Annotated in this window: 16 protein-coding genes; 8 read left to right on the top strand and 8 right to left on the bottom strand. The window is 66.6% G+C overall.

Annotated elements, in window-relative coordinates:
- Positions 1 to 36: 36 nt before the first annotated feature.
- The 5 genes from LWC34_RS38330 to LWC34_RS38310 form a co-directional block, all read right to left on the bottom strand.
- Complete coding sequence (locus LWC34_RS38330) at positions 37 to 429, bottom strand: SCO5389 family protein (RefSeq protein ID WP_233730114.1); 393 nt, start codon at positions 427 to 429, stop codon at positions 37 to 39.
- Positions 430 to 457: 28 nt separating this feature from the next.
- Complete coding sequence (locus LWC34_RS38325) at positions 458 to 1,435, bottom strand: ATP-binding protein (RefSeq protein ID WP_233730113.1); 978 nt, start codon at positions 1,433 to 1,435, stop codon at positions 458 to 460.
- A 76-nt stretch (positions 1,436 to 1,511) separates the two neighbouring features.
- Positions 1,512 to 2,243 carry a hypothetical protein gene (locus tag LWC34_RS38320; RefSeq protein WP_233730112.1) on the bottom strand — a complete coding sequence of 244 codons (732 nt, stop codon included), beginning with the start codon at positions 2,241 to 2,243 and terminating at the stop codon, positions 1,512 to 1,514.
- Positions 2,244 to 2,312: 69 nt separating this feature from the next.
- A complete protein-coding gene (locus tag LWC34_RS38315; RefSeq protein WP_372496714.1) occupies positions 2,313 to 2,678 on the bottom strand; it encodes a sigma-70 family RNA polymerase sigma factor in 366 nt (121 codons plus the stop codon).
- 183 nt (positions 2,679 to 2,861) lie between these two features.
- Positions 2,862 to 3,947 carry a polysaccharide deacetylase family protein gene (locus LWC34_RS38310; protein ID WP_233730110.1) on the bottom strand — a complete coding sequence of 362 codons (1,086 nt, stop codon included), beginning with the start codon at positions 3,945 to 3,947 and terminating at the stop codon, positions 2,862 to 2,864.
- A gap of 227 nt (positions 3,948 to 4,174) precedes the next feature.
- Here LWC34_RS38310 and LWC34_RS38305 point away from each other — a divergent pair, with 227 nt between their 5' ends.
- Positions 4,175 to 4,987, top strand: coding sequence for a Bax inhibitor-1/YccA family protein (locus LWC34_RS38305; RefSeq protein ID WP_233730109.1), 813 nt, complete (start codon positions 4,175 to 4,177; stop codon positions 4,985 to 4,987).
- 511 nt (positions 4,988 to 5,498) lie between these two features.
- A complete protein-coding gene (locus LWC34_RS38300; protein WP_233730108.1) occupies positions 5,499 to 5,987 on the top strand; it encodes a hypothetical protein in 489 nt (162 codons plus the stop codon).
- Between the two features lie 121 nt (positions 5,988 to 6,108).
- Here LWC34_RS38300 and LWC34_RS38295 read toward each other — a convergent pair whose 3' ends face one another.
- The 3 genes from LWC34_RS38295 to LWC34_RS38285 all read right to left on the bottom strand — a co-directional run bounded on the left by LWC34_RS38295 (position 6,109) and on the right by LWC34_RS38285 (position 9,181).
- Positions 6,109 to 7,329 (bottom strand): acetyl-CoA C-acetyltransferase, encoded by a 1,221-nt coding sequence (locus LWC34_RS38295; RefSeq protein ID WP_233730107.1) that lies wholly within the window; start codon positions 7,327 to 7,329, stop codon positions 6,109 to 6,111.
- 76 nt (positions 7,330 to 7,405) lie between these two features.
- Positions 7,406 to 8,176, bottom strand: a complete 771-nt coding sequence (locus tag LWC34_RS38290; protein WP_233730106.1) for an SGNH/GDSL hydrolase family protein — start codon at positions 8,174 to 8,176, stop codon at positions 7,406 to 7,408.
- 72 nt (positions 8,177 to 8,248) lie between these two features.
- Positions 8,249 to 9,181, bottom strand: a complete 933-nt coding sequence (locus LWC34_RS38285) for a hypothetical protein (RefSeq protein WP_233730105.1) — start codon at positions 9,179 to 9,181, stop codon at positions 8,249 to 8,251.
- A 97-nt stretch (positions 9,182 to 9,278) separates the two neighbouring features.
- On the opposite strand from LWC34_RS38285, the gene LWC34_RS38280 reads away from it, so the two are divergent.
- The 6 genes from LWC34_RS38280 to LWC34_RS38255 all read left to right on the top strand — a co-directional run bounded on the left by LWC34_RS38280 (position 9,279) and on the right by LWC34_RS38255 (position 16,296).
- Complete coding sequence (locus LWC34_RS38280) at positions 9,279 to 10,460, top strand: amidohydrolase (protein WP_233730104.1); 1,182 nt, start codon at positions 9,279 to 9,281, stop codon at positions 10,458 to 10,460.
- Positions 10,461 to 10,504: 44 nt separating this feature from the next.
- Positions 10,505 to 11,875 carry a cystathionine beta-synthase gene (locus LWC34_RS38275; RefSeq protein ID WP_233730103.1) on the top strand — a complete coding sequence of 457 codons (1,371 nt, stop codon included), beginning with the start codon at positions 10,505 to 10,507 and terminating at the stop codon, positions 11,873 to 11,875.
- 63 nt (positions 11,876 to 11,938) lie between these two features.
- Positions 11,939 to 12,919, top strand: coding sequence for an RDD family protein (locus LWC34_RS38270; RefSeq protein WP_233730102.1), 981 nt, complete (start codon positions 11,939 to 11,941; stop codon positions 12,917 to 12,919).
- A 128-nt stretch (positions 12,920 to 13,047) separates the two neighbouring features.
- Complete coding sequence (locus LWC34_RS38265; RefSeq protein WP_233730101.1) at positions 13,048 to 14,229, top strand: hypothetical protein; 1,182 nt, start codon at positions 13,048 to 13,050, stop codon at positions 14,227 to 14,229.
- Positions 14,230 to 14,383: 154 nt separating this feature from the next.
- Positions 14,384 to 15,070 (top strand): hypothetical protein, encoded by a 687-nt coding sequence (locus LWC34_RS38260; RefSeq protein ID WP_233730100.1) that lies wholly within the window; start codon positions 14,384 to 14,386, stop codon positions 15,068 to 15,070.
- A 68-nt stretch (positions 15,071 to 15,138) separates the two neighbouring features.
- The gene (locus tag LWC34_RS38255; protein ID WP_233730099.1) at positions 15,139 to 16,296 is read left to right on the top strand and encodes a cystathionine gamma-synthase; all 1,158 of its coding nucleotides are present in this window, start codon (positions 15,139 to 15,141) and stop codon (positions 16,294 to 16,296) included.
- Positions 16,297 to 16,337: the final 41 nt, after the last annotated feature.

The raw sequence follows: 16,337 nt of genomic DNA, 5'->3' as shown, positions 1-16,337 counted from the left end.
ATGCGGCCGCGTCGGCAGCCGCATAGGGGGCGTGCGTCAGCAGTCGCGCAGCTCAGGGCTCTGGTTGAGCAGCTGGCCACGCGGCGAGATGAACTTGCGGTACCGTTCACCGTCCACAGCGGACGGAAGGAACGCCGCGACCCGGTGGCAGTTCTGGAAGCTGAGCTTCACCCCGAAGTGCCGCTCGAGCCCGCCGCGGATCGCGTCGGACGCCAGCGCGCGCAGCAGCTGGCCACGCTCGGCCTCGCTCGGCGGCGGCGTGGTGTTGTCGGCGAACTCCGCGGTGCCCTCCTTGGCCCTCGCGGCCACGTCGCTGATCAGATCCCACGCGTATGGCAGGGACACACGGACGCAGTCGACGAACTCGGCGTCGGTGACATCGCCACGCTCAGCCTTTTCCAGCAACGCGGTTGGCACGTCCAAGGACATGAATACCTCCGTGTTCTGCGGTTTGGTGTTATCCAGCGTTGACGCCCGAGCCCGCCAACGCGACCGCCCCAAGGGTGAACTCGGGGTCGATCTGCTCGGCGAGATCCCGGCCGGCACGTTCGTTGGCCCACGCGTGCGCGTTGCGCAGGTGGAATTCCACGGCCTGGTCCTGATACCGCTGCCAGTCCTTGCCGGTCGCGTCGACAAGTGCCTGAATCGTGCGCAGCGCCTCGCGGTTCTCCGGCTCGAAGGCATCGATTGGCCGGACTTCGCCACGTTCGGCCGCGCGGACGTGCCCCGACCGCGACACCCAGGTCAGCAGGTCCTCGCCGACCTGGTCACGCAGGAACGCGAGGTCGTCCTCATCGGAGATCTTGTTGCCGACCACAGCGACCTTGACGCCGAAGTCCTTGGCGTAGCCCAGATACTGGCGGTACACGCCGATGCTGCGCACGGTCGGCTCGCAGACCAGGAACGTCACATCGAACCGGGTGAACAGGCCGGACGCGAAGGAATCGGCGCCAGCGGTCATGTCGACCACGACGTACTCGCCGGGACCGTCGGCCATGTGGTTGAGCATCAGCTCGACCGCGCCAACCTTCGAGTGGTAGCAGGCAACGCCGAGGTCATCCTCACCGAACGGGCCGGTCACAGCCAGCCGCACGCCGTCGATCTCGCGCACGCACGCGTCGTAGATCGGGTTGTCCTCGACCACGCGCAGAACCCGCGAACCGCGGCCAGCCGGGGTGGTCTTGACCATCTCGTCGGCCGACGCGATTCGCGGGTTGTCACCGCGCAAATAGTTCTTGATCAGTGGCAGGTTCTCGCCGAGCGTCGGCAATGCGACGGTTTCCGGCTCAGAGGCGCCGAGCGCGCCTGCCAGATGCTGGTTGATGTCGGCGTCCACGGCCAAGAGCGGCCGCCCGGCGGCGCCGAGGTGGCGGAGGAACAGCGAGGCGAGCGTGGTCTTGCCGCTGCCTCCCTTTCCGACGAAAGCGATCTTCACCCCGACATTGATATCGGTTTTCATTATCTACGCGCAAGTCGGGTGTGTCGCTGTCACCCGGTCGGTGTGCCGCTTACTACTTGACACCAAGCTGTTTGACGAGCTTGAGCAGGTCATCGCCGGTCAGTGGGGGCGTGGGCCTGGTCGGGGTGCTCCCAGGCTTGATGACGGCGGGCCCGAAGTTGTCGATGGTGAAGCGGACCCGGGTGCCGTCCGGTTTCGCGGCGTCCACCGCGATTTTCTGATAGCCCGTGTCACGGCCCTCGTACCTGCTGATCGCGGCGGCCGCGCCGTCGTCGAGGGTTACGTCGCGGCAGTCGACGAACCACAGGTCCTTGATGGCCTGACCGCCGCCCAGCCGTTCGTCCACGATCCGGTCGAGGGTCGCGCACGTGCCGTTCCCGCCGACATTGTTGATGTACAGGCTGAGGGTGCCGAATCCGTCCTTGTCGCCGACGGCCACGCCGCCTTGGTACGCCGTCGGACCATCAAATCTGTACACCGTCCACTGGTCCTGCGCGGTCATGCCCGCTGGGGGGTACCGGCCTGCGCGCAAGGCATCGAGCAGGGTACGAACGCGAAGATCCTCCGTGAACACGTGGACCGGCGGACACTCGGGTGAGCCGACCCGGCAGGGGACGGGCGGCGACGACGTGGCGACCGGGATCTCCGCAGGTTCTGGCCGAGTGAGCGTGGCGCCGAAGACCACACCCACCACCGCCAGGCTCACGCCACCAATCACGCTCGACCGCGCGATCATCGTGTGGCGGCGGCCTTTGTGGATCAGCGCCTTCGCATCCACGCTCACCGGGGGCTGGGGGCTCGTCGTGCAGCAGCGTGCCGAGCAGGTGCCGGGCCTCCGTCTTTTCATTGTCGATCATCGGTGTCCCTCCAGTTTGTCCGCGACCATTGCCCGCAGCGAGGCCAACCCCTTGGCGCACTGGCTTTTCACGGTTCCCTCCGTGCAGCCCAGCAGCCGCGCCACCTCGGCGATTGGCAGGTCGTCCCAGTAGCGCAGCACGACAGCGGCGCGTTGTTTCGGTGGCAGCGCGGACATGGCCCGGTGCAAATCGATGGACATGTCCCGGTCGTCGCTCGCCGCCGTGGCGTCCGGCAACGGGTACGTCGGCCGTTCCCTGCGCCAGAACCGCCGTGACTCGTCGGTGACCGTGTTGGTCAACGTCTGCCTTGCGTAGCCGAGCGGCGAGGCCGAGACCTTCGACCACGACTTGTAGACCTTCAAGAACGCGACCTGGATCAGGTCCTCGGCACGGTGCCAATCACCGCACAACAGGAAGCCGTGCGTCTGAGCCCGGCGGCGTTCGCGTCGACGAACTGCGCGAACTCCTGGTCGCGATCCCCCATCGCTGCCTCCCTTTTCGTCTCCTGCCCAAGGTGACGAGGTGGCAGCAGGGAAAAGTTGCCTTTACGTTTGCGCGGCGGGCAGCTTCCGCAACTGTTCGAGCACGGCCGGGTCCTGCGCGTCCATCCACTTGATGACGTCGGAGAACGTCGTGCACACGGTCTCCGGCTTGCCGCACACCTCGGCCATGAACTGCTCGGCGGCCACACCGAAGCCGCCGCCCGCCCAGTCGAGGAAGTGGTTGCCGATCAACAGCGGCGCGCGGTTTCCGCGCAGCGTGGCGTCGTAGGCCGCGCGGTAGACCTCCAGCGTCGCCCTGGCGTACTCGTCGCGCTTGGACTTGTCGTCCTTCGAGCGGTTGAGCGCCTCCCAGATCTGGTAGTCGACCATTGTGACCTTTTTGTTGTTCACGGCCGGCATCCGGACCATCGGCAGGGCGAACTCCCAGATGTCGCGCTCCTTGGCTGGCCACAGCACGCCGTCGGAGACCTGGCTGGAGTCGTAGGTCAGGCCGCGGCTTTTCATCGCGTCGAAGACCGCGTCGAACTTGCCTTCGAGGCACGGCAGCCTGCTGCCTTTGATGGTCGTCGCGTCCAGTTTCAGGCCCTGTACGCCTGCTTGGTCGACGAACTGGAGGAACTGGTTCAGCTCGGACTGCCACTGCTGTGTTGTCCATCGCGGGCTGCAGTAGTGGCCGTTGTAGTGGGTCCCGATCTCCACTCCACGGGCCATCGCGGCGTTCAGGTCGGCGATCCGGGTCCTGACCTGATCAGGTGATCCCCCGAACGAGATCGTCGACTGGCCCGCAGGCTGGCCGGGCGCGGTGTATTGCCTGCGCTGGTCGTCAGCGAGCAGGTACACGCCGGACAGGAACGCGGTGAACTTCGCGTTCGACCGTCCGGCCAGGTCGAGTAGGCGCTGCCACTGGTCGTGCGCGCCCGCGCCGTCGAAGGAGAACAGCACGAACTGTGGCGGACGCTCGCCAGGAGCGAGCTTGCGCAGCCAGTCTCCAGGTGTGGCCGACGCCACTGGCTCCGGCTGCGTGCCTTCCGGTTTTTGCATGCCGATTACCAGGAGGATCACGAAGGTCACGATCAACGCGACGCCCAACGTGATCGGCCGCCAGTTCCTCGCTCTGCGTGCACCCATCACCCACAAGGTAGACGCACGATGCGCGGACGTTACACGAGGTTGAAAACCGCAGGTGAAGGTTACGAACGGCACACATCACCCCATCCGGACACGTTAGGCTGCGCCGTAACCTGATCGATTTGGTCGGATCGATCTGAGTAAAATCTGCTTTACCCGACGGGAACACACGGGCACGTTCGGCCGTTGGACCCGGTGAAGGCCACAACAGGCCCATGGAGGATCAGGTGCGTTCTTCGAGCAACCCCGCGTTCCGCAACTTGCAGGGCCGCGGAAACGCTGGCTACGCGGGCTTCGGCAGTCCGCAGGGCTACCCACAGGGTGGGATGCCCGGATACGGCGTTGACCAGGCGCCGCCGACTCAGGCGGACCGCCCGATCACCGTCGACGACGTCGTGATGAAGACCGCCATGACGCTGGGCGTGGCCCTGCTGACCGGCATCATCACGGCCGTCCTTGTACTCGGCGGGTCGATCCAGCCGTGGCCGCCGCTGATCGTCGGTGGTCTCGTCGGTCTGGTCATCTCGCTGATCGTCATCTTCAAGCAGACCCCCAACCCGGGTCTGATCTTGACCTACTCGGCGGCCGAAGGTGTCTTCCTCGGCGCGCTGACCGGCGTGTTCGAGATGTTCGCGCCAGGGATCGCGCTGCAGGCGCTGCTGGGCACCGGTTTGGTGTTCGGCGTGATGCTGGTGGTCTACCGGACCGGTGCGGTCAAGGTAACCCCGAAGCTGACCAAGTGGATCATCGCCGCCGCCGGTGGCGCCTTCCTGCTGATGCTGGTCAACCTCGTGCTCGGCCTCTTCGGTGTGAACATGGGCATCCGAGGCAACGGCACGCTGGCGATCGTCTTCAGCCTCGTGGTGATCGGTATCGCCGCATTCATGCTCCTGCTCGACTTCGACCTGGCGGACCAAATGATCCGTGAAGGTCTCCCATCGAAGTGGGCCTGGTACGCGGCATTCGGCCTGATGACCACCCTGGTCTGGCTCTACGTAGAAATCCTGCGCCTCCTCTGGGCGCTAAACAGCAGCGACTAACAAACCTAGAAAAAGGACCCCGGCCGCCAGGCCGGGGTCCTTTTTACGTGTGTCCTCGCGTGTCCACCGGCTCTCGTTCGCGTGTCCACCGGCTCCGTCATGGTGAGTTGAACCCGCGAGCGGCGCACGGCGAGTACCCCAGCCGCGCTGGAAGCGAGTCGAGCAGTTTGACTCACCGTGACGGAACGGTGGACACGCGCAAGGGCGGTGCAATGCAAGATGCCCTGAGGTACGAGCCCCGAAGCGCAAAGAACACCGCTGCAACAGGACACGCCCGCAAGCAACGTGCAACACGGTGTGCCGCAAAGGTGGACACGGTCTTCAGGAACGGTGGACACGGTGTGCCGGAACGGTGGACACGGTCTTCAGGAACGGTGGACACGGTCTTCGGTCGGTACCTCTTACGAGCGAAATGGCTGGTTGAGCCATGTGTCAGGGGATAAAATCGGGGTTGCCGCGATGGTGTGGGGCGCGATCTGACTGAACGCCGGTTTTTCGGCAGAATTGACATATGGCGCTCAATATCCCGGGTCCGCGGACCGTGTTCGGCTGGGCCGTGCAGACGGTGACAACGGTCGTCTCGGTCCCTGGCCGGGTGTTCGGCCTGCTCACCGCCGCCGAGCAGGCCGTTCGCCGGGCAAACGAGCTCGTCGAGCGCACCGACATCGTCGTCACCTCCGCGGAAGCAGCGGTCGAACACGCCCGCAGAGTCACTGCCGCGGCCGAGGAGGTCGTAGAAGCCACAAAGCCGATGGTTCGCTTCGCGGCGGAGATGTCCGCACACGAGGTAGAAGCGGCGATCCGGCTCGTCGACGAACTCCCCAAACTCGCCGAGCACATGGTCGAGGACATCATGCCGATCCTCGGCACGCTCGACCGTGTCGGACCGGACATCCACGAACTGCTCGACGTCGCCAAGGACGTTCGGCAAGCGATCATCGGCATCCCCGGCTTCAACTACCTGCGCCGCCGCGGCGAAGACCGGGAAATCGAAGGCTGACTTCGGGTGCCTCGAAGGGGAGCGCTCAGCCATTCCCCCGGCCGACGCATCATGCCTGGTCGGAGCTCGTGAGTGGTTACGCGTGTTCTAACCCGCATAACCACTCACGAGCCTGTGACACTCAGCTGAGGCGTTCGATGACCATCGCCATGCCCTGGCCGCCGCCGACGCACATCGTCTCCAGGCCGAACTGCTTGTCATGGTGCTGCAAGGAGTTGATGAGCGTGGTGGTGATGCGGGCACCGGTCATGCCGAACGGGTGACCGACGGCGATAGCGCCACCGTTGACGTTCAACCGGTCGATGTCGATGCCAAGGTCCCGATAGGACGGAATGACCTGAGCCGCGAAGGCCTCGTTGATCTCCACGAGGTCGATGTCACCGATCGACATCCCGGCGCGCGCCAAAGCCTGCTGCGAAGCCTCAACCGGACCGAGACCCATGATTTCGGGCGACAGGCCGGAAACACCGGTCGACACGATCCGGGCAAGCGGGGTGATCCCGAGAGCGGAAGCCTTGTCCGAGCTCATGATCACCAAAGCGGCCGCACCATCGTTCAGCGGGCAGCAGTTGCCCGCGGTCACGCGGCCGTCCGGCCGGAACACGGGCTTCAGTTGCGCGGTCTTCTCGTAGGTCACACCAGGCCGCGGGCCGTCGTCAGCCGAAACCACAGTGCCGTCAGGCAAGGTGATCGGCGTGATGTCCTTGGCCCAGAAGCCATCCGCGATCGCCTTCTCCGCCAGGTTCTGCGAGCGCACACCGAAGTGGTCCATGTCCTCACGGGACACGCCCTTCAGCAACGCCAGGTTCTCCGCGGTCTGGCCCATCGCGATGTACACGTCTGGGACCTGGCCAGACGAACGCGGGTCTTCCCAAGATGAAGCACCGGAAGCGGCGACGGAAGCCGTACGCGCCTCGGCGTCGGCGAACAGCGGGTTGTGGGTGTCGGGCCACGAGTCGGAGCTGCCCTTGGCGAACCGGGACACGGTTTCCACGCCCGCCGAGATGAACACGTCGCCTTCGCCTGCCTTGATGGCGTGGAAGGCCATCCGGGTCGACTGGAGGCTGGACGCGCAGTACCGCGTCACCGTGCAACCGGGCAGGTGGTCGTAGCCGAGTTCGACCGCGAGCACGCGGCCCATGTTGAAGCCCTGCTCACCGCCGGGCAGGCCGCAGCCAAGGATCAGGTCGTCGATCTGCGTCGGATCCAGCTGGGGCACTTTGTCCAGCGCGGCACGCACGATCTGCTGAGCAAGGTCGTCCGGCCGGATGCTGACCATCGATCCTTTACCGGCACGGCCGATCGGCGATCGGGCGGCCGAGACGATGACGGCCTCAGGCATGGCGCAGCTCCTTTGCTTCCCGCGAAAAGTTACTCACCGGTCACTGTAGGCCCAACCGTGAGAATCGCGAGGGGAGCTACATCACTGCACGACACAAGGGCGCCAGCAAAACGTCCGACGCGTGCCGGTATCCGGCACCGTTCGGGTGGAAGCGGTCCGGGCTGAACAGCTCCGAATAGCGCATGTGGAATTCGGATGAGATCAGGTCAGCCGCAGGCACCGGGATCCCGCCCGCGCGCAGCACGACCTGCCGTTGAGCCTTCGCGAGCATCCGCCCCCACTGCCGCACGACCCAGCGCAACGGCTGCGGAATCGGCCTGATGGTGCCGAGATCAGGACATGTCGCCACAACCACAGCAGCCCCTGCCGCTCGCAGCCGCGCGACCTCGATACCCAACAAAGCGGCCGACGTCCGTACCCGCATCTTCCCGGTCACGTCATTGCCGCCGATGATGACCAACGCCAGGTCCGGCCGATCCGCGACCGCCTGGTCGACCTGGGAGATGAAGGTCCGCGTGTTCGCGCCAACGCGGGCATAGGTCGTCAGGTGCACCGAACGCCCGGTTTCCTCGACCAGCCCGCGCGCGAGCAACACACCCGGCAGCAGGCCCGCGTTTTCCGCGCCGAGCCCGGCGGCGAGGGAATCACCCAGTACGGCGAACTTCAGCACGCTGCCGACGCCGCCGGGGTAAAGCCCGTCGGCCCGGTGTGGGTCCGTTGTGGACCGCCCGATCAATGTCCGCGCCCGCTTGCCCTGCCCGGTGAGCAGTCCGTACATCGCGCCGGACACCCCGCCCACCCCGCAAAGAGTCACCGCGACGACCCGAAACCCTCGCAATATCCCCATGGTCGCCTCCCCACGCCGCCCCTGATGCAAGTAATACACGGATCATGACTGATCGGGCACCCTAATTCGCCCCTAATGGGGGTCCCTGAGGGGCAGACCTTCGGTCCGGGGAGACGGGACCGTGCAGGTCGGAATCGGCCTGCGGGCGAAGGCGACCTCGAAGCCGTATCCACGGATCCTGGTCACGTGATGCAACAACGTTACCTTGTTGAGAAACGGAAGCGCGCCAGGTGGATCCATCGCGTAGACGAATCGCGGCTCCTCGAGTGTCCTGTCGGGCCAGTGCGCGCGGTGGATCGCGGTCAGTTCGTCACGGCAGGAAGGCCATTCACGCCACCGTTTCGCAGTCGCGCTCGCCCGCGCGAAGGTCTGCGTGGTGAACACCAAGTCCATGTCCCTGGTCATCACATCCGCGTGCCGGGCAAGGGAAACGCACGGCTGTAACGCGATTTCCCCTGTCACGTCGGGTATCGCGGCTAGCTTTCCCTCCAGTGCGGCCAGTTGGCCACGGTCGACCAGAAACCAATGGCGTTCGGCGAACACGTAGAACTCGCCGCGGTGACGCAGTTCCGGCTCCTGCTGGCCGACGTTCAGGCCCGCCCTTATCCGGTGTGCCAGCGTCAGATCCAGTTGTGCCGTGACGTTCGAACGTGTTGGTACCGCGCGGATGATGTCGAGCAGCGGCGCCTCGGTGCGATACCGGGTCGAGGTATAGCGAGCCAGTAGTTCGGCGAGCAGTTCCGGTACGGGTTGCCGTGCTTCCACATGCAAGGTGTGTGATCCCGTCATGCCGCGCACGAGTCCGTCGTGTGCGAGCGCGCGGAACCACTCCGGGTCGAGCCCAATCGCGGGCAGGTACACGGAATTGGCGGCGACTCTGATGCCGAAGTCAGGGACGAGCAGTTCCGGCGGCGGGGTGCTGCCGACCGCGAACAGCCGTCCGTCGATCTCGTGCAGGTTGGGCAGGTCGGCTGTCTCCAACAACAGGTGCACGCTCAGTCTCATGCGAAACACCCCCTGTAACTAAAACCATACGGTCGCCCAACTTCCCGACGACTGCTCTTTGCGGGTGAAAAACCGCAGGTTAGGTACTGTTGGCCGAGTGGAGTTGGCCGATTTCTACCGTGATCTGCATGAGCACCCCGAGCTGTCGGGGCACGAGCACCGCACGGCCGAGCGAGTAGCGCAAGCGCTCGCTCCGCTGGGCTACGAAGTCACGTCCGGAGTGGGCGGAACGGGTGTCGTGGCATTGCTGCGTAAAGGTGACGGCCCGACGGTCATGGTGCGTGCTGACATGGACGCGTTGCCGGTCGAGGAGAAGACGGACCTGCCGTACGCGAGCAAAGTGCCGGGCGTGATGCATGCCTGCGGTCACGACATGCACGTCGCTTGTCTGGTCGGTGCCGCGCGCGAACTCGCCAAGGACGAGTGGTCAGGCACGCTGATGCTGGTGTTCCAGCCAGCCGAGGAGGTCGCCAGGGGCGCGCGGGCGATGGTCGCTGACGGGCTTTTCGACCGTTTCGGCAAGCCGGACATCGTGCTCGGCCAGCACGTCGGCCCGCTGCCCGCGGGCATGCTCGGCTACGGAACCGGCCCGGTCATGGCGGGTTCGGACTCGGTACAGGTCACGCTGCACGGTCGCGGCGGGCACGGGTCACGGCCGGAGACCACGGTCGACCCGATCCTGATGGCGGCCAACGTGGTCACGCGCCTGCAGGGCATCGTGGCAAGGGAGGTCCCGCCGAGCGAGACCGCGGTCATCACGGTCGGCAAGCTGCACGCGGGCACCAAGGACAACATCATCCCGGACACCGCCGAGCTGGGCATCAACATGCGGACGTACACAAAGCAGACGCATGACCTCGTGCGCGCCGCGATCGAGCGGATCGTGCGTGCCGAATCGGCCGCGAGCGGTGCGCCGAAGGACCCGGAATTCGACTGGAACGACAGCGCCCCCGTGCTTGTCAGCGATCCGGAGGCGACGACGAAGACTGTCGCCGAGTTCGCCCGGACGTTCGGTGCGGACAAGGTGATGGTGATGCCGCTGATCACCGGCAGCGAGGACGTCGGCATCTTTGGCGAGGCCGCGGGCGTGCCGACGGTGTTCTGGTTCTGGGGCGGCCTCGAATTCGACGTGGTCGTTGAGGCGTTGCGACGCGGCGGTGTGGAAGCGCTGCCGAGCAACCACTCGTCCGTGTTCGCGCCGGTCCTCGAACCCACGTTGACCACCGGCGTGCAATCGCTTCGCGTCGCGGCTCTGACCTGGTTGGGTCCTGCGAGCTAGGCTAACTGCGCCGAAAGCGTGCGCGCAGTGAGAAGGAGACAGTGGTGGAGTACGTCGAACATGTCGCTGATCTGATCGGCAACACCCCGCTTGTCCGGCTCAACTCGGTCACCGATGGGCTGAAGCCGCTTGTGCTCGCCAAGGTCGAGTACGTCAACCCGGGCGGCAGCGTGAAGGACCGGATCGCCGAGCGGATGATCGACGCCGCCGAGAAGTCCGGCGAGCTCAGGCCGGGCGGCACGATCGTCGAGCCGACCTCGGGCAACACCGGTGTCGGTCTCGCCATGATCGCCCAGCGCAGGGGATACGACTGTGTCTTCGTCTGCCCGGACAAGGTCAGCGAGGACAAGCGCAACGTGCTCAAGGCCTATGGCGCGCGCGTCGTGGTCTGCCCGACCGCTGTCCCGCCGGAGCATCCCGACTCGTACTACAACGTCTCCGACCGGCTCGTGCGTGAGATCGACGGCGCCTGGAAGCCGAACCAGTACGCCAACGTGAACAACCCGATCAGCCACTACGAGTCCACCGGCCCCGAGCTGTGGCGCCAGACCGAAGGCAAGATCACGCACTTCGTCGCGGGTGTCGGCACGGGCGGCACGATCACCGGCACCGGTAGGTACCTCAAGGAGGTGTCGGACGGTCGCGTGAAGATCATCGGTGCCGACCCGGAAGGCTCGGTGTACTCCGGCGGCACCGGTAGGCCGTACCTGGTCGAGGGCGTCGGCGAGGATTTCTGGCCGGAGACGTACGACCGCACCATCGCCGACGAGATCATCGAGATCTCCGACGCGGACTCGTTCACGATGACCCGCAGGCTCGCCCGTGAGGAAGCGCTGCTGGTCGGCGGTTCGTGCGGGATGGCCGCCGCGGCCGCGATCAGGCTCGCCGAGCGGTGCGGCCCGGACGACGTGATCGTCGTGCTGCTGCCCGACGGTGGCCGCGGCTACCTGTCGAAGGTCTTCAACGACAAGTGGCTGGCGACGTACGGTTTCCTGCCGCCGGAGCACAGCGGCGCCACGGTCGGTGACGTGCTGCGTCGCAAGGACGGCCGTATCCCTGAGCTTGTGCACGCGCACCCGACCGAGACGGTCGCGGACGCTGTTTCGTACCTGCGTGAGTTCTCCGTCAGCCAGATGCCTGTGGTCAGCGCCGAGCCGCCGGTGATGGCCGCCGAGGTGGTCGGCGCGGTGAACGAGCGGGATCTGCTGGACGCGCTGTTCACCGGCAAGGCCGCGCTGGCCGACCGGCTGGACAAGCACATGACCGCGCCGCTGCCGACGATCGGCGCGGGCGAGCAGATCACCGTCGCGATGAAGGCCCTCGCCGGTGCCGACGGCGCGTTGGTGCTGATCGACGGCAAGCCTGCGGGCGTCGTGACCCGCCAGGACCTGCTCGGGTACCTGGCCGGAAGCTGACTGTCCAGTCGAATCGTCTAGCGTGGTGCGCCAACAGGTGCCGAAGGCAGGGGGATACGCCCGATGAGTGCTCCGCAGAACCCGAACCAGCCACCCCAGCAGCAGCCTCCCGGCGCGCTGGCCAACCCGGAGCCGACGATCGCGATCGGCGGTCCCGGCAAGCCGGCGCAGCCCGCGCAGGACGTGAACCCGGACGCCACCCAGGTGGTGCGGCCCGGTAGTGGTGGCGCGCTCGACCAGCCCGAGGCCACGCAGGTGGTCCGGCCGGGCCAAGGCGGTCAGCCGTCGGGTCCGCAGCCGGTTCAGCAGCCCCCGCAGCAGCCGTACGGCCAGCCCACGCCCCCGCCCGGGTACCCCCAGCAGCAGCCCCCACAGGGTTACGGCCAGCAGCCGCCGCCCGGGTATCCCCAGCAGCAGGGCTTCGGCCAGCAGCTCGGTCAGCAGCCCGGCTACCCCCAGCAGCAGCCGCCGGGCTACCCGCCGCAGCAGGGTTACCCGGCCGCGCCCGCCGCGCCGTACCAGTACGGCGGCGGCTACCAGCTCGCGAGCTGGGGCCAGCGGTTCCTCGGTGGTCTGATCGACTATGTGCTGATCGGCGGGATCGCGGCCGCTCTGCAAGGCGTCGGTGCCGCCAACCTCAACTTCGCGCTGATCGGCCTCGCGGGCGTGATCAACCTGATCAACCTCTTCTACAACATCTGCTACCTGGGCGGCATCAAGGGCCAGACGCTGGGCAAGAAGGTCGCCGGGATCAAGCTGGTGCGTGAGGACAGCGGCCAGGTCGTCGGGTTCGGTCTCGCGTTCGGCCGTCAGTTCCTGCACATCCTCGACTCGCTGCCGATCGGCATCGGCTATCTCGCGCCGCTGTGGAGCGCGAAGAACCAGACCTGGGCGGACGCCATCGTGAACACGCTGGTGATCGTCGCGCCGACCGCGCAGCAGCAGCCGCAGTACGGCCAGCCCCACTATGGCCAGCAGCCGCAGCAGCCTTACGGCCAGCCGCCGCAGGGCTACGGACAGCAGCCGCCGCCACATCAGTGGTGAACTGAAGGGGCCCGCCGATCCGGCGGGCCTTTTTCATGATCGTGCTATGTCCGGCGAAACGCCCTGAGCTGGGCTAGCGTGGCACGCGAACATGATGTTGCAGCAGGCCTAGGGAGTTGTTAAGGGCGATGAGTGCTCCGCAGCCGCCGAACGAGCCATGGCAGGGCGGCAGCCAGCCACCGCAGGAGCAGGGCGGCGTGCCGCCGGAGCAGCCGGAGAGCACGCAGGTGATGCAGCCCGGCCAGCCTGGCCACCCAGGCCAGCAGCAGGACCAGTCACCGGAGGTGACGCAGATGGTCCAGCCGGGACAGCCGCCGCAGCAGGGCGAGTCGACCCAGATGGTGCCGCCGGGGTCGATGCCGCCGCCGATGCCGCAGTACGACCCGCCGCCGAGCGCGGCCGACCAGCCGCCGTCCCCACCTGCCGGGTTCCCGCCGCCTCCTGGCCAGCAGCAGACCCAGGCGTTCGGCAATTACGGCCAGCAGTCACAGTTCGGCCAGCCGCAGCCCGGATTCGCTCCGCCGCCCGGCTACCAGCAGCCAGGCGCATACGCCTCGCCGCCTGGTTACGGCCAGCCGCCGGGCTTCCAGCAGCAGGGCGGCGGTGGTGGAAACAGCATGGGCATGGTGATCGGTGGTGTGGCCGCGCTGCTCGGCCTGCTCACCGCGGTCTTCGTGTTCGTGGACTTCGGGGACCTCAGCACGTACGCCAAGAACTACTCGGCCGCGCCTGCGGCGATCCGTGACGCCACATCGCTGCCGTCAGGCACGTTGCTCTGGATCCTCGCCATCGCGACTCTGCTCGGCGCGCTTGCCGCGCTCGGTGGCGGCGTGATGGTTTTCCTGAAGAACGCGATGGCCGCGATGCTGTTGCTCGTCGGCGGTGGCCTGATGCTCGTGGCCACAGTGGTCTGGTTGATCGTGAAGGACATCCTGCCGCTTGACGAGCTCGGTCCGTTCGTGATCATCGGCCTGATCTCCGGCATCTTGGTCGCCGGTCTCGGCTCGTTGCAGTTCTTCCCTGGTACCAAGGCTTACGTGACTGGTGGCGGTAGTGGCACGGCGACGCCAACCGGCGGGTTTCAGCAGCCGCAGCCACCCGGTTTCGGCCCGGCGCCCTACGGCCAGCAGCAACCGCCGCCTGGCTTCGGGCAGCAGCCACCTCCGCCGGGATACGGCCAGCAACCGCCGCCTCCCGGGTGGGGGCAGCAGCCACCACCGCAGCAGCAAGGTTTTCAACCGCAGCCGGGCTACGGCCAGCAGCCACCACCTGGTTACGGCCAGCACCAGCAACCGCCACAGCAGTGGTGATCAAGGGGCGTCCCGCGCGAGCGGGGCGCCCTTTGCCCATTGGGGCGGAGTCTTCGGCGTCGCTTTGTTGAAAGCGGTCTGATCAGCGAAGAACTGGTTTATGGTCTTCGCACCAGACGCCGACAGCCCGCCCTAGGGGTTGGGGGAGATAGTCGTGACCTATCCGCAGCAGGGTGGTTACCCGCAGCAGCAGCCGTATCCGCAGCAGCAGCCCTACCAGCCCGAACCCAGAAGCGGCGGCAATCCGGCGACCGCGCTCATCACGGTGTTGTTCGCCTTGGCGACCGCCGGGTTCGAGATCGTCCTGCTGGTCAACTGGCTCGAGCTGGTCGACTGGCAGTTCGGCGGGCTGCCCGCTGAGCTGCTTGTCGTGCTCGGCATCCAGGCGCTGGCCACGTTGTTGCTGGTGCTCGGGTCGATTTTGGTGCTGTTGCGAAAGACGGCCGGTGCGGTGCTCGCCATCGCGGGCGCGATCGTGGCGCTCGCTGGCTTCTTCATCGAGCCGCTGATCGGCGAGCTTCGCGTCGGCCTCGGCCGGTACCTCGAGTCGGTCTTCCAGTTCGGCAACTCGGCCGCCACATTCCGCGTGCTCCTGGCGATCGGTGCGGTGCTGACGTTGATCTTCGCGGTGCTGCCGCCGACGTTCAGGTACTTGGGCGGCAACAGGTACGACGACTACCAGCCGCCGCAGGGCGGCTACCCGCCCAACCCTGGCTCGGGTGGGTTCCCGCAGCAGGGCTACCCACCGTCCGGTGGATTCCCCCAGCAGGGTTACCCGCAGCAGGGCGGTTACCCCCAGCAACAGCCAGGCGGCGGTTACCCCCAGCAGCAGGGGTGGTGACCCGTCGTCCAACCGGGCGATGTGTCCCACATTCTGGTCACTCGACTGGTTCAACGTAGGATTGGTACATGTCAGAAGGGGACTCCAGGCTCGGGTTTGAGACCAGGGCCATCCACGTTGGACAGCGGCCAGACCCGCGCACTGGCGCGGTCATCCCGCCGATCTACGCGACGTCCACCTTCGCCCAGGACGGCGTCGGTGGCCTGCGAGAAGGCGAATACGAGTACTCGCGTACCCGTAACCCAACGCGGACGGCACTCGAAGAGTGTCTGGCTTCCCTCGAAGGCGGACGGCACGCCCTGGCGTTCCCATCCGGCATGGCCGCGAGTGACGTGGCGCTGCGCACGATGCTGCGCCCCGGCGACCACGTGGTCATCCCGGACGACGCGTACGGCGGCACATTCCGCCTGGTAGACAAGGTCTTGAAGCTGTGGGGCATCGAGCACACGCCGGTGCACCAGGCTGACCTGGCCGCGGTGCGGGCCGCGATTCGCCCGAACACCAAGGTCATCTGGGTGGAGACGCCGACCAACCCACTGCTGGCGATCTCGGATCTTGCCGGCCTCGCCCAAATCGCGGCCGAAGTGGGCGCGCGGCTCGTGGTCGACAACACGTTCGCCACGCCGTACCTGCAGTCCCCGCTGGGATTGGGCGCGGACGTGGTGCTGCACTCGACCACGAAGTACCTCGGCGGTCACTCCGACGTGGTGGGCGGCGCGCTGATCACCTCGGACGACGAGCTGAACGAGCAATTCGCCTTCCTGCGCAACGCATCCGGCTCAGTGCCAGGCCCGTTCGACGCGTGGTTGACGCTGCGTGGCGTGAAGACTCTCGCAGTGCGCATGGAGCGGCACTCGGACAACGCGGAGCGCATTGTCGAGGCGCTGCTCGGGCACCCGCGTGTCGAGCGCGTGTACTACCCGGGCCTGCGGGAACACCCAGGTCACGAGATCGCGGCCAAGCAGATGCGCCGGTTCGGCGGCATGGTCTCGTTCACGGTCGCAGGCGGTGAGCAGGCAGCACTGGACGTGACGGCCCGTACCAAGCTGTTCATCCTGGCGGAGTCGCTTGGCGGTGTGGAGTCGCTGATCGAGCACCCGCACAAGATGACGCACGCGAGCGTGGCGGGTTCGGAGCTTGAGGTACCGGACAACCTGATCAGGCTGTCGGTCGGCATCGAAGACGGCACCGACCTGGTGCAGGACCTCCTGCAAGCCCTGGCCTGAGCCTTAAAACCCTCGTGAGTGGTTAGCAGGGTTAGAACCCT

The organism is Kibdelosporangium philippinense (assembly GCF_021390435.2).
GTDB classification, from domain to species: Bacteria; Actinomycetota; Actinomycetes; order Mycobacteriales; family Pseudonocardiaceae; genus Kibdelosporangium; species Kibdelosporangium philippinense.
The sequence above is the reverse complement of the archived record's forward strand: the minus strand, read 5'-3'. Positions and strand labels throughout refer to the sequence as shown.